8 protein-coding genes are annotated in these 12351 nt (G+C 62.5%); 3 read left to right on the top strand and 5 right to left on the bottom strand.

Annotation, left to right across the window (positions count from 1 at the left end):
* Positions 1-12: 12 nt before the first annotated feature.
* Complete coding sequence (gene sufB / locus ASD01_RS15690; RefSeq protein WP_034794338.1) at positions 13-1482, bottom strand: Fe-S cluster assembly protein SufB; 1470 nt, start codon at positions 1480-1482, stop codon at positions 13-15.
* Positions 1483-1631: 149 nt separating this feature from the next.
* Positions 1632-2798: a cysteine desulfurase family protein gene (locus tag ASD01_RS15685; RefSeq protein ID WP_034794341.1), complete on the bottom strand. Its 1167-nt coding sequence runs from the start codon at positions 2796-2798 to the stop codon at positions 1632-1634.
* A 224-nt stretch (positions 2799-3022) separates the two neighbouring features.
* On the opposite strand from ASD01_RS15685, the gene ASD01_RS15680 reads away from it, so the two are divergent.
* The gene (locus ASD01_RS15680) at positions 3023-3700 is read left to right on the top strand and encodes an alpha/beta hydrolase (RefSeq protein WP_034794344.1); all 678 of its coding nucleotides are present in this window, start codon (positions 3023-3025) and stop codon (positions 3698-3700) included.
* Between the two features lie 205 nt (positions 3701-3905).
* Positions 3906-4724 (top strand): alpha/beta fold hydrolase, encoded by an 819-nt coding sequence (locus ASD01_RS15675; RefSeq protein WP_034794347.1) that lies wholly within the window; start codon positions 3906-3908, stop codon positions 4722-4724.
* Positions 4725-4735: 11 nt separating this feature from the next.
* On the opposite strand, the gene ASD01_RS15670 is transcribed toward ASD01_RS15675, so the two are convergent.
* Both ASD01_RS15670 and ASD01_RS15665 read right to left on the bottom strand, forming a co-directional pair.
* Positions 4736-5935, bottom strand: a complete 1200-nt coding sequence (locus tag ASD01_RS15670) for a GGDEF domain-containing protein (protein WP_034794350.1) — start codon at positions 5933-5935, stop codon at positions 4736-4738.
* A 140-nt stretch (positions 5936-6075) separates the two neighbouring features.
* Positions 6076-7197 (bottom strand): anhydro-N-acetylmuramic acid kinase, encoded by a 1122-nt coding sequence (locus ASD01_RS15665; RefSeq protein ID WP_034794354.1) that lies wholly within the window; start codon positions 7195-7197, stop codon positions 6076-6078.
* 100 nt (positions 7198-7297) lie between these two features.
* On the opposite strand from ASD01_RS15665, the gene tyrS reads away from it, so the two are divergent.
* Positions 7298-8551: a tyrosine--tRNA ligase gene (gene tyrS / locus ASD01_RS15660; RefSeq protein WP_034794357.1), complete on the top strand. Its 1254-nt coding sequence runs from the start codon at positions 7298-7300 to the stop codon at positions 8549-8551.
* A 150-nt stretch (positions 8552-8701) separates the two neighbouring features.
* Here the strand turns inward: tyrS and ASD01_RS15655 are convergent, their stop codons facing one another.
* Positions 8702-12094, bottom strand: a complete 3393-nt coding sequence (locus tag ASD01_RS15655; protein ID WP_034794360.1) for a YhdP family protein — start codon at positions 12092-12094, stop codon at positions 8702-8704.
* Positions 12095-12351: the final 257 nt, after the last annotated feature.

Here is a 12351-nt window from a genome sequence, read left to right as displayed (position 1 = left end):
CAGTCCAGGGCCTTAGCCCACCGAGCCTTCAAGCGAGATGCCGATCAGCTTCTGCGCTTCGACGGCGAATTCCATCGGCAGTTCCTGGATGACTTCCTTGACGAAGCCGTTGACGATCAGCGCGATCGCCGCTTCGGTCGGGATGCCGCGCTGCTGGCAGTAGAACAGCTGGTCCTCGGAAATCTTCGACGTCGTGGCTTCGTGCTCGAACTGTGCCGTCGAGTTCTTCGCCTCGATGTAAGGAACGGTATGCGCGCCGCACTTGTCGCCGATCAGCAGCGAATCGCACTGGGTGAAGTTGCGGGCATTCTCGGCCTTGCGGTGGGCCGAAACCTGGCCGCGATAGGTGTTTTCCGAGACGCCGGCAGCAATACCCTTGGAGACGATGCGGCTCGACGTGTTCTTGCCGAGGTGGATCATCTTGGTGCCACTGTCGATCTGCTGGTGACCGTTGGACACCGCGATCGAGTAGAACTCGCCGCGCGAACCGTCGCCGCGCAGGATGCAGGACGGATACTTCCAGGTAATCGCCGAACCGGTTTCGACCTGCGTCCAGGAGATCTTGGAGTTCTTGCCACGGCAATCGCCACGCTTGGTGACAAAGTTGTAGATGCCGCCCTTGCCTTCCTTGTCGCCCGGATACCAGTTCTGGACCGTCGAGTACTTGATCTCTGCGTCATCGAGCGCAACGAGTTCGACGACGGCGGCATGAAGCTGGTTCTCGTCGCGCTGCGGTGCGGTGCAGCCTTCGAGATAGGACACGTAGGCGCCCTCTTCGCAGATGATCAGCGTGCGCTCGAACTGGCCGGTGTTCTTCTCGTTGATACGGAAGTAGGTGGACAGTTCCATCGGGCAACGAACGCCCTTCGGCACGTAGACGAAGGAGCCGTCGGTGAAGACTGCGGAGTTCAGCGTCGCATAGTAGTTGTCGGTCGTCGGAACGACGGAACCGAGATACTTCTTGACGAGATCAGGGTGCTCGCGGATCGCCTCGGAGATCGACATGAAGATCACGCCGGCCTTCTTCAACTCTTCCTTGAAGGTGGTGACGACCGAGACGCTGTCGAAGACGGCGTCGACGGCGATCTTCGACTTCTGTACGCCGGCGAGGATTTCCTGTTCCTTCAGCGGAATGCCGAGCTTTTCGTAGACCTTGAGGATCTCGGGATCGACTTCGTCGAGCGACTTCGGGCCCGTCACGCCCTTGGGAGCGGCGTAATAGTAGATCTCGTTGAAGTCGATCTTCGGATAGCTGACGCGTGCCCAGGTCGGCTCGTCGAGCGTCAGCCAGCGGCGATAGGCCTCAAGACGCCATTCCAGCATCCATTCCGGCTCGTTTTTCTTCTCGGAGATGAAGCGAATGATGTCTTCCGAGAGACCCTTCGGGGCCTTCTCGACTTCGATGGTCGTCTCAAAACCGTATTTGTACTGGTCAACGTCGATCTGACGGACCTGATCAATGGTCTCCTGCACGGCAGGCATGTCGTTCTCCAATCTTGCCGGATCCAAGGTCCGGCAGCTTGTCAACACGATGCGCTTGGCACACCGCTTATGTAATGGCTAAAAGGCGCTTTTCACCCTGTTTGCCAAGCGGAAAATTGCTTTTCCGCAATTTCGTCCGGTCGTTCCGCTCAGGCTGCTTGCCCGGGCGCTCGTCTTCTTGCTGCTACCTTTGCAAAGACCGTGGCGCAACGGTCGATATCAGCCTGTGTCGTGCCCTCGCCGATCGAGATTCGAAGTGCGCCCTGGCGCGGATCGTAACCCATCGCCGTCAGCACGTGGCTCTGCCCGACCTTGCCGGAGGAGCAGGCGGAACCCGCCGACAACGCCACACCTTCGAGATCGAAGGCAATCTGCCCGGTCTCGGCCTTGAGGCCAGGAAGCGTGAAGAAGATCGTGTTGCCAACGCGCGAAACGTCGCGGCCGTGAATAACCACGTCGGTTGCCGCGGCCAGCATCTCGCCTTCGAGCTTGTCGCGCAACGCGGTGACCACGCCTATTCGTTGGCCGACATCTTCGCCGACCTTCCGGGCGGCTGCTGCAAAGCCGGCAATCGCCACCGGATTTTCAGTCCCGGAACGGTGCCCCTTTTCCTGTCCGCCGCCGCGGATCAGCGGTGCGGGCATCATAACCTCGCCGCGCGCCACCAGCGCGCCGGCGCCCTTCGGGCCGCCGATCTTGTGCGAGGAGACGATCAGGAAGTCGGCGCCGAGGTCTTCAATCGAAAGCGGCACGCGGCCGGCGGCCTGCACCGCGTCGACGACGAGAATGCCGCCATGGGCGCGAACGATCTCGGCGATCGCGGCGATCGGCTGGATGATGCCCGTCTCGTTGTTGACCAGCATGACGGCAACCATCGGCAAGCCGAGCTGGCGATCATGCGCGGATAACAGCTCCCTCAGCACCGGGAGATCGACGACGCCGTCTGAAATCACCGGGATTTCGCTGAGGGCTTCGCGCGGAAAGCGTCCGCCTTCGCGCACAGCCGGGTGCTCGATCGCCGAGGCATAGAGCCGGCCGATCTTCAGCGGCGTGCGGCCCATGCGGAAATCGGGCGTAAGCACCAGGTTGGCCGCTTCCGTGGCGCCGCTGGTAAAGATGACGCTGCCAGGCTTGGCGCCGCAGAGCACTGCCACGTCGCGACGGGCGTTTTCGATCAACGTGCGCAACGCGCGGCCCTCTCCGTGAACGGAAGAAGGGTTGCCAAGGAGGTCGAGCGCCGACAGGCAAGCCTCGCGCGCTTCGGGCAGAAGCGGCGCCGTGGCGTTCCAGTCCATATAGATGCGTGAACTCGACATGATTTCCTTCGCTAGATCAACAGGTCACAGGCCCGCAACCTCTGGCGATGCATTTTCCTTGAATTTTCCGCGCCGCTTGCCTTATGAGACGAAGCACAAGGCGGAATGCCCGCACAGAAGTTTTGAACGGTTCTAAACTAGGTTTTAGAAAAGCTGACTGCTTTCGTCAAGACTCATCGCGATCTGAACCCAAGATTCGAACCAGGAACACTCCCGGAGAGCCAATGCCCGAAATCATCTTCAACGGACCCGCCGGCCGCCTCGAAGGCCGTTATCAGCCTTCGAAGCAGAAGAGCGCGCCGATCGCCATCATCCTGCACCCGCACCCGCAGTTCGGCGGCACGATGAACAACCAGATCGTCTACCAGCTCTTCTATATGTTCCAGAAGCGCGGCTTCACCACGCTCCGGTTCAACTTCCGCGGCATCGGTCGCAGCCAGGGCGAATTCGACCACGGCGCCGGCGAGCTTTCGGATGCGGCATCGGCGCTCGACTGGGTGCAGAGCCTGCATCCGGATTCGAAGAGCTGCTGGGTTGCCGGCTATTCCTTCGGTGCCTGGATCGGTATGCAGCTCCTGATGCGCCGCCCGGAAATCGAAGGCTTCATGGCCGTCGCGCCACAGCCGAACATCTACGACTTCTCGTTCCTGGCGCCCTGCCCGTCTTCGGGCCTGATCATCAATGGTGATTCCGACAAGGTTGCGCCGGAAAAGGACGTCAACGGTCTCGTCGAGAAGCTGAAGGCGCAGAAGGGCATTCTCATCACCCACAAGACGGTGCCCGGCGCCAACCACTTCTTCAACGGCCAGGTCGAAGGCCTGATGACGGAATGCGAGGACTACCTCGACCGTCGCCTCAACGGCGAACTGACACCGGAGCCGGCCGCCAAGCGTATTCGCTGAAAACCCGGGCCACGTACAGGAGCGCCGCGTACCCCTTCGGGTGCGCGGCGTTTTTTATGGACAAATGCGCCCCATGGTCGTGCGCCCGAAGGCTGCAACAACTCTCACCCGATAGGATGAGTTTCAGCGCCGTGTGATCGGCGTATAGTGCAAGTCTAGGCTGTCTGGGTGGGGCAGAGCCGAGCAGCATTCACGGGAGGGAGCCATGTCGCAGGTGTCGAATGTGTCGGCGTGCGAGCCGAGGTGGCTAACCCTGCCCGCCACTCCGCAGCTTCCGGCTGGCGGACGTGAGGGTGTTGTCGAGCTCGCGGACGCCAGGATCTGGCACGCGGTGTATGGTTCGGGTGCTCCCGTCATTTTGCTACATGGCGGGCTCGGCAATTCCGACTATTGGGGGCTTCAGGTCACGGAGCTCGCCAAAACCTGTCAGGTCATCGTGATGGACAGCCGGGGTCACGGACGCAGCTCCCGAGGTGGTGGGAGCATGAGCTATGAACTCATGGCAGGCGATGTCATGGCACTGATGGCTCACCTGACGTTGCCAAAGGCGGTCATCATCGGCTGGAGCGACGGCGCGATTATCGGGCTCCTGCTGGCGATGCGGCATCCCGATCTCATAGCCGGTGTCTTTTCCTTCGGGGCAAACAGCAATCCATCCGGAACACACGATTTTACCATGAGCGTCGTCTTCAACGCCTATATCGCGCGAACGGGCGAAGAGTACGCCCTGCTGTCGTCGACGCCAGGGGGATTTAAGCGCTTCTTCGACGAGATGATGGCGATGTGGACTTCGCAGCCGAACATCACGGCCGGCGACCTTCAGAAAATCCGGGTCCCTGTCTGGGTGGTGGATGGCGACCATGAGGAAGCCATCAAACGGGACGACACGCTGTTCATCGCCGACAACATTCCGGGGGCCGGCCTGTTGATCCAGCCTGAGGTCAGCCATTTTTCGATACTGCAGAACCCGCACCAGTTCACCGAAGACATCCTCCGGTTTCTCCGAGAGAAATGCATCGCCTAGACGCCGGTCGTCTATGACCGCCCGATCCAGTGTGGAACGCTTGGGTTGACGACCGTGGTCGGTGCTTCGGCACATTCGACACGGTTGCGACCGTTGGCCTTGGCCGTATAGAGCGCCTCGTCGGCGCGCTGTATCACCGGATCGAGCGCCTCGCCGATGCCGACGGCCGTGACTCCGAAGCTCGCCGTCACCCTTGCTGCTTCCGGAAGTCCGCCGATCTGCTGGGACATGATCGCCGCACGCATGCCGTGGGCGACGACGCGCGCTTCCGACAGGTCCGTGCAGGGCAGAAACACCGCGAACTCTTCGCCGCCGAGACGGCCGGCGACGGCACGGTTGGGCATCACGTCCATCAGCACCCGGGCGAATCGGCGAATGACTTCGTCGCCCGTGAGGTGGCCATAGGTGTCGTTGACCAACTTGAAGCGATCGAGGTCGGCGAGAATGACTGTTCCCGGCGTCTGGGTGGTGCGGGCGTGCAGGAGCGGCATGACCCGTTCGATGAAGCCACGGCGATTGTAGAGGCCGGAGAGCAGGTCGATTTCCGAGCGCGCCTGCGCGTCGTCGACAATCTCCTTGACCATCGCGCCGAGCATGGCAAGGCCGGCGCCGACGATGAGGATCGCACCGAGCGCCTGCGAGATGAGCGCAAACGGGCTGGAAACATAGTCCTGGGCCGTTACGCCCGAGCCTGCGACGACCGCGGCATAGATCTTTACGAGGTAGTAGGCGGCCGAGAGCGCCAGCAGGCCGAACAACAGCCAGTCAAAGAAGGTGCGACGGCCGGAGCGAAGGACGACCGATGCCGTCCACGCCTGGATCACGACAAAGGGCGCCTGGTACGGGATCGCATGCTCCCAGGTGCCTCTCGGCAGGTCGTAGATCGCCAGGTCCAGGGAAACGCCGGCAACGAAGAAGGCGCCGAGCAACGGCACGCGCACCGGCACTTGATAGAAAAGGCCGAGGCCAAAACGCAGAAGACAGAAGCCGCCGAGCACGCAGGCAAAGGCGCTGACGGCAAAGAGCCGCGGGGTCGAGGAAAAGGGAACGATCGTTTCGCAGACGGCTGCAAGCGAGGCGACGGCAAATCCGGCAGCGCACCAGAGCGCCGCACGCCGCTGCCGGCTCTTTGCGGCAATGATGAGAAATGCGGCCGTGAAGATCTGCGCGATGATGAAATTCACGGCCAGCAGAGAAATCGCACCACCCATCGACGAACCCGAAACCCTCGTGCGGCACCAAGCCGCTCCTCGCCACCTCCAGTGGCAGCGGCTGAGATCCTAATTCGCTGTTGCGAAAATTTGATTAATCCGTTGGGATGACGGACTTATGGCGAAACGCGAGATCAACTTCAAGTTCTTGCCGCGCGCCGGCCGCCGCTGACCGGTTGCCGCACGCCCGTCGTTCCCGGATAGGTAAGCGGCAGGCCTCGCAAGGCGCGTACGGCGAGGTAGGCCCAGGCCTCGGCCTCCATCGAATCGCCGTTGAAGCCCACCGCCTCCGCCGCAAGCACTGTTGCGCCCTCTACTTCGGCAAGCGAAGCGAGGTCACGCATGATCACCGGATTGAGCCGGCCGCCGCCGCAGACGACATAGGTGACTGGCCGCTGTGGCAAGTGCCCCGCCGATTTGATGATCGCTGCCGCCGTGACATGGGCAAGCGTGCGTGCGCCGTCGGCAAGGCCGGCATCGCTTCCGGCCGGTGGTGCAAAATCGTTCCGGTCCAGCGAGCGGCGCGTGGCCGCGGTGAAGAAGGCATTGGTGAGATAGCGTTCGGCAAGCGCCGGCAGCACCGTTCCCTCGCAGGCGATCATGCCGCCCTGGTCGAAGGGAATGCCGGCATGCGCTTCGACCCACTGGTCGATCAGCGTGTTGCCGGGACCGCTGTCATAGGCAATGAGCGTCTCGCCTTCGCCAATGAAGGTCAGATTGGAAATGCCGCCGATGTTGACGAAGACAACCGGTGCTGGAAGGCCGGCCGCGCCTCGCGCCAGTGCTGCGTGGTAGGCGGGGATCAGCGGCGCGCCCTGCCCTCCATGTTCCATGTCGTTGGCGCGCATGTCGTAGACGACATCGATGCCCGTTTCTCCGGCAAGGAGCGCGCCGTCGCCGATCTGCACCGTCAGGGCCTCGTCTGGGCGGTGCAGCACGGTCTGTCCGTGAAAGCCGAGCACGTCGATATCAGCCGCCGACAGGTTGTTCTGTTTGAGGAAGGTCTTGACCGCTTCTGCGTGTCGCAGCGTCAGGTCGCGCTCAAGCGCATCAAGGGCGCCCGGCCTTTGGTCGCGTTGCGTGATCGCCTTCGCTTCGACCAGTCCCTGCTTCAAACGATCCCGAAATTGCGCGTCGTAGGGAAAGCTGGCAGATGGTCCGCGCTCGACGACGGTCTCCCCGTCGGTTCGCAACAGGGCCACGTCGATGCCGTCCATGCTCGTGCCACTCATCAGGCCGATTGCGGTTCTTGTCTGTGTCATGCGGGTCAATATTTCCAGAATCACTTTTGAAGTGATTATGCGCAAAAACAGTGCTAAACGCCCGTTCGTTCAAAAACTCCCCCCGCAAGAGAGACAGATCATGTCCGGTTTCAAGTCCGATTTCCTTCACACCCTCAGCGAGCGTGGCTTCATCCACCAGATCTCCGACGAGACTGGCCTGGACGAACTGTTCCGGAAGGAAACCGTGACGGCCTATATCGGCTTCGACCCGACGGCGCCGAGCCTGCATGCCGGCGGCCTGATCCAGATCATGATGCTGCACTGGATGCAGGCGACCGGCCACCGGCCGATCTCGCTGATGGGCGGCGGCACCGGCATGGTCGGCGACCCGTCCTTCAAGGACGAGGCTCGCCAGCTGATGACGCCGGCGACGATCGACGCCAACATCGCCAGCATCAAGACGGTGTTCTCCAACTACCTCAGCTATGGCGAAGGCCCCAAGGACGCGTTGATGATCAACAACGCCGACTGGCTGCTCGGCATCAACTACCTCGAATTCCTGCGCGACGTCGGCCGTCATTTCTCGGTCAACCGCATGCTGTCCTTCGACAGCGTCAAGACGCGGCTTGATCGCGAGCAGTCGCTGTCCTTCCTCGAATTCAACTACATGATCCTGCAGGCCTACGACTTCGTCGAGCTGCACAAGCGCACCGGCTGCCGCCTGCAGATGGGCGGATCGGACCAGTGGGGCAACATCATCAACGGCATCGACCTCGGCCACCGCATGGGCACCGAGCAGCTCTATGCCCTGACCTCGCCGCTTCTGACCACCTCGTCGGGCGCAAAGATGGGCAAGTCGGTCAACGGCGCCATCTGGCTGAACCCGGACATGCTGTCGGCCTATGACTTCTGGCAGTACTGGCGCAACACCGAGGATGCGGACGTCACCCGCTTCCTGAAGCTCTACACGACCCTGCCTATGGCCGAGATCGATCGGCTCTCCGAGCTGGGCGGCTCTGAGATCAACGAGGTCAAGAAGATCCTGGCAACCGAGATCACCGCCATGCTGCACGGCCGACCGGCCGCCGAGCAGGCGGCGGAGACCGCTCGGAAGACTTTCGAGGAAGGCGCGCTCGCCGCCGACCTGCCCTCGGTCGAGATCCCGACTGCTGAGCTTGAAGCCGGCCTCGGCCTGCTGACGCTGATCGTACGCGCCGGTCTTGCCGCTTCCAACGGCGAGGCTCGTCGCCATGTCCAGGGCGGTGCCGTCAGGATCAACGACGAGGCCGTCAGCGACGAGCGTCGGATCATCGGCACCGGCGACGTGACCGCCGACAATGTCGTCAAGCTGTCGCTCGGCAAGAAGAAGCACATTCTGGTGCGCCCGGCCTGAACCGGAGCGCCACTCAAGAATTTGAAGGGCCGGCCCGACAGCGCCGCGCGTCTGTTAAGACGCGCAAAGGTCGCTGTAGAACTTTGAAGTGCTGCATGTTTTGTCCTTAAATCGGCGACGATTTAAGGACATGCAGTGCGTCGGCCTTCTTCATTGGAACTCGAAGATGCTGCGGAAGACGCCCGGCGCGATGATCGACAAAGGATTGATCGTCAGCTTCGGCTGGTTGAACGGGCCGTTGAGCTTGAAGGTGATGCCGAGCAGGCCGCGGTCGCGGCCGTTGCCGAGCAGTACGCCGATCAGCGGCAGTTCGCCGAAGATGCGGTTCAGCCCATAGGCCGGCATGAAAGTGCCAGTCATGTCCATGATGCCATTGTTGTCGCGCACCGTTCCCTGGAAGGTCGCGCCGACATCGGTGCCGCGCAGCACGCCGCCTTCGACGCGAATCGCGCCGCGATCGAGCGCCAGTTGCGCGAAGCCGCGTTCGAAGCGGGCCGAGCTGACGTCGATGTCACGGCGCACGGCCTGGTTCAGGCTTCGGCCGTCGGCACCGGTGGGCGTCGACACCATCGATTGCAGGCGCTGCTCGCCGACCAGCTGGAACTTTCGGATATCGACGCTGCCGCGCCAGGAGCGTCCGCCACGGTCACGCAGTTTGAGATTGAGCAGGCCGCCGCGCATGTTCTGGTAGATGTCGGCAAACCGCGCCAGCGCGCCGGCATCGCCCGTGGTCAGCTCTAGCGTGTTGTCGGCACCGGCCTTGGCGAGCCGGGCAACCAGCGCCTGACCGCTGCTCGTCACGGCCGAGAGGTTGACGTCCTCGATCTGACGTCCGCGCTCGCCGTAGACCAGATTGACGTTCGAGAGCGATTCGCCATTGAAACCGGTGACGCGATCGAGCTGGGCCCTGATGGCAATGTCGTCGCCACCACCCTGGTTCTGGTCGCTTCCGGTCTTCAATTGCGCCAGGATCGGCCTGATATCGGCTGCAGCGCCGCTGAGCGACGCCGTGTAGCCGCCCCTGGTGCGGTCGATGGAGACCTTGAAGTCGTCGCCCTGCGCCAGGCGGACATTATCGAGATCCGCCGAGAGCAGACCGCCATCGTCGATCTGCAGCTTGCCGCGCGCACCAAAGCCGTCGCCGGCAACCGTGAAATTGCTGATTGTTGCGATCTTGCCGTCCATCGAGGACGTGAACTGCGCCTCGGCCGGAATCCCGACGCCCTTGCTCCAGCCGATCCAGGGAAGCGAGAGCTGGGCTTTCGTGAGGTCGATCTCTGCCGTCTGCCGGCTCGCCTCGTCGATTGCAACGTCGATCGTGATCGGTCCGGAAACGATCCGAGAAAGCCCAGGTATCAGTTTCTGCCAGACACCCTGCTCCAGCGAGCCCGAAATCTCGCGCGAACGCTTGACGGTCGAACCGGAATCGACCGGTTCCGTCAGCGCGACCTTGACCTTCGCGCCTTCGATACGGGCATCCGCATCGAGGACCGCCTGCTGATTATCTACCCGAAATGTGCCGACCAGATCCTCTACGGCGCGCCCGAACATGGCCTTCTGGACCGTGACCTTGTCGAGCTGCATCTGTACCTGATAGAGCGGCTTCGGCGGCTTCTGATCCGAGATCAGGCCGAAACGGGCGCCCACGACGGCGGTCAGAGGACCGCTGAAATCTTCCGGCAGCAGCGGGGTCTTTTGCAGCGCCTGAATCGGCTTGTAGCTCACGAGCTCGGCGATCGCATCGGCATCGCCGCCAACCTCGATCTTCATCTCCGCCATCAGTGGTTTCGTGTAGACGTCGGGAAGGATGAAGTCGCCGCCGTTGAGCGCGACCGCGCGTCCAGACGGGAAGAAGGCGGTCCCCTTCTCGATCTCGGCTGTCATGCGCTGGCCGCTCAGCTTGAACTTGCCGGAGGTGTCGCGCAGCGGGGGTATCTCGCCGGTGATGTTGATGCGCGTGTCGTCGATATCGAAGTTGATATTGAGCTCCTGCTCGTTGAGCTTGAGCTCGCCTTCGTTGGAGGCGATCCGCCCCTCGGCGACCGATACTTCGATGCGGGCATTGGTGACCGTGCCGCCGAAGAGGTTGGCGATCGCCCAGCGCCGCGCGCCCTTGGCCAACCACCACGGCCACAATTGCTTGACGGCGGTCGCCTCCATGCGATCGCTGACCGAGGCGAAGCTGATCTGCGGTGATGTCTTGCCGAAGGCGACGGAAAGCGATCCGAACATCGAACCGAGCGGGGTCGACACGGCGAGCTGGTCGAAGATCAGTTGGCGCTTGTCCGACACAAACCGGCCATTTGCCTTGGCATCGAAGATCAGTGGCGCGTCGGCGACGTCTTCCGGGGCGGAGCTTGCGTTCTTGAGCAGGAGGTCGATGGCAAACCCCTTCTCCGTTGCGCCGGCAATCTTGTCGAGGTCGATAATCGCCCCGGTAAACGGAAAGGTCGAACGGCCGATCTTGACGGCCGACGGCAGAATTTCGACGGACGAGCGCTCGAAGTCATAGGCGACGTCCATTTGCGAGGCATTGAGCGTCGAGACGAGGTTGCCCGCGTGAAACTCGCCCTTGGACGTGCGCACTGTCACGCGCAGATCCGGTTTCGCATTGCCGGCGGCCCGCGTCGCCTTCAGCGACAGCCCGGCCGATGCGACGACGCCGAAGGGCGGCTCCGAGCCGACTTTACCGTGGTAGAAGAAAGGTGCGAGCGGCAGATTGGTGATCGACGCTTCGAAGCCGGTCATGTGCCCCTTGTCGCCAAGGGCGTCGGCGCTGAGATCGACGTCCACCCCGTCGACGGTGACGCTGCCCTTGACGCTCATCGAGCCGCCCGCGTCACGGTTGAACTCGAGCGCGTTGGCGACGACGGGCACGACGCGATCGCGGGAGCCGATGACGGAGAAGCTGAAATCCGACAGCGTGACCTTCTGGCTGCCGCGGCCGGCCGCCATCTGCGATATGCGGTCGACGTGGGAGAAGATTGCCTCCAGCGTATCGCCAACGTCGGCAATGCGGATCTTGGTGAGATCGAGCGGTTCGCCGCGCGGCAGCAACCCGGAATCGAAATCGCCGCCTTCCGCTTCGAGGTTGGAGACGGCGATGCGTCCGGTCATCAACGCCAGCGGGTCGAGCGCGATCGAGATCGCGCGGAGCTTGGCGACCGGCTGGCCTGAGGACGCTTCGCTGAGCGCCACTTCGCGGGCTCTGAGCGCAATCGCGCCGCCCGCGGTCATGCGCACCACAGTGCTGCCGACCTCTACGCGGTAGGCATCGCCGAGCGCTGCATTGAGTGCGGTGCGGGCGCGCGCGTTAAGCGTGCTGTCCATCACCCCGCTTTCGATGACGACAATGAGGATCGCCGCGATGGAAAGCGCGAGCAGCGATGTCAGCAGTGCGATCTTGGCACAGAAGCGCGCGGCTTTGTTCTTGCGCGGCGCGTGCACGATCATGGGTTCGTGCGCCTGCGCCGAAGGCAACGCATGCAACGCGACGATGTCTTTCTTGCGAAAGCCGACTTTTTCGCCGCGGATCTCACTCATCAGCGCGGGCGTCCTCCATACGATACGAGCTTCGTCGTCGCCCTCCGTCTCTGTCATTTCGGGGCGACCACTTCTCGCTTCTTGTAGACCACATGTCATCGTGCCGAGTCACCAAGGGACGCGGGACCATGCTGTGGAAAGCGACCACCTGCGATGGAATTCGCGCGCGCAGGCGACTGCAACGTTTCGTAGCGGCCCATGCCGTCCGAAACCTGTCGAATCTAGCACAAATGCGCTGGACGGCAGTCGACGATTTT

It is taken from the genome of Ensifer sp. Root423 (assembly GCF_001426275.1).
GTDB classification, from domain to species: domain Bacteria; phylum Pseudomonadota; class Alphaproteobacteria; order Rhizobiales; family Rhizobiaceae; genus Ensifer; species Ensifer adhaerens.
The sequence above is the reverse complement of the archived record's forward strand: the minus strand, read 5'-3'. Positions and strand labels throughout refer to the sequence as shown.

Coding starts and splice junctions, on each gene's coding strand:
- sufB (WP_034794338.1), bottom strand. CDS start 1,482: ATGCCTGCCGTGCAGGAGACCATTGATCAGGTCCGTCAGATCGACGTT.
- ASD01_RS15685 (WP_034794341.1), bottom strand. CDS start 2,798: ATGTCGAGTTCACGCATCTATATGGACTGGAACGCCACGGCGCCGCTT.
- ASD01_RS15680 (WP_034794344.1), top strand. CDS start 3,023: ATGCCCGAAATCATCTTCAACGGACCCGCCGGCCGCCTCGAAGGCCGT.
- ASD01_RS15675 (WP_034794347.1), top strand. CDS start 3,906: ATGTCGCAGGTGTCGAATGTGTCGGCGTGCGAGCCGAGGTGGCTAACC.
- ASD01_RS15670 (WP_034794350.1), bottom strand. CDS start 5,935: ATGGGTGGTGCGATTTCTCTGCTGGCCGTGAATTTCATCATCGCGCAG.
- ASD01_RS15665 (WP_034794354.1), bottom strand. CDS start 7,197: ATGACACAGACAAGAACCGCAATCGGCCTGATGAGTGGCACGAGCATG.
- tyrS (WP_034794357.1), top strand. CDS start 7,298: ATGTCCGGTTTCAAGTCCGATTTCCTTCACACCCTCAGCGAGCGTGGC.
- ASD01_RS15655 (WP_034794360.1), bottom strand. CDS start 12,094: ATGAGTGAGATCCGCGGCGAAAAAGTCGGCTTTCGCAAGAAAGACATC.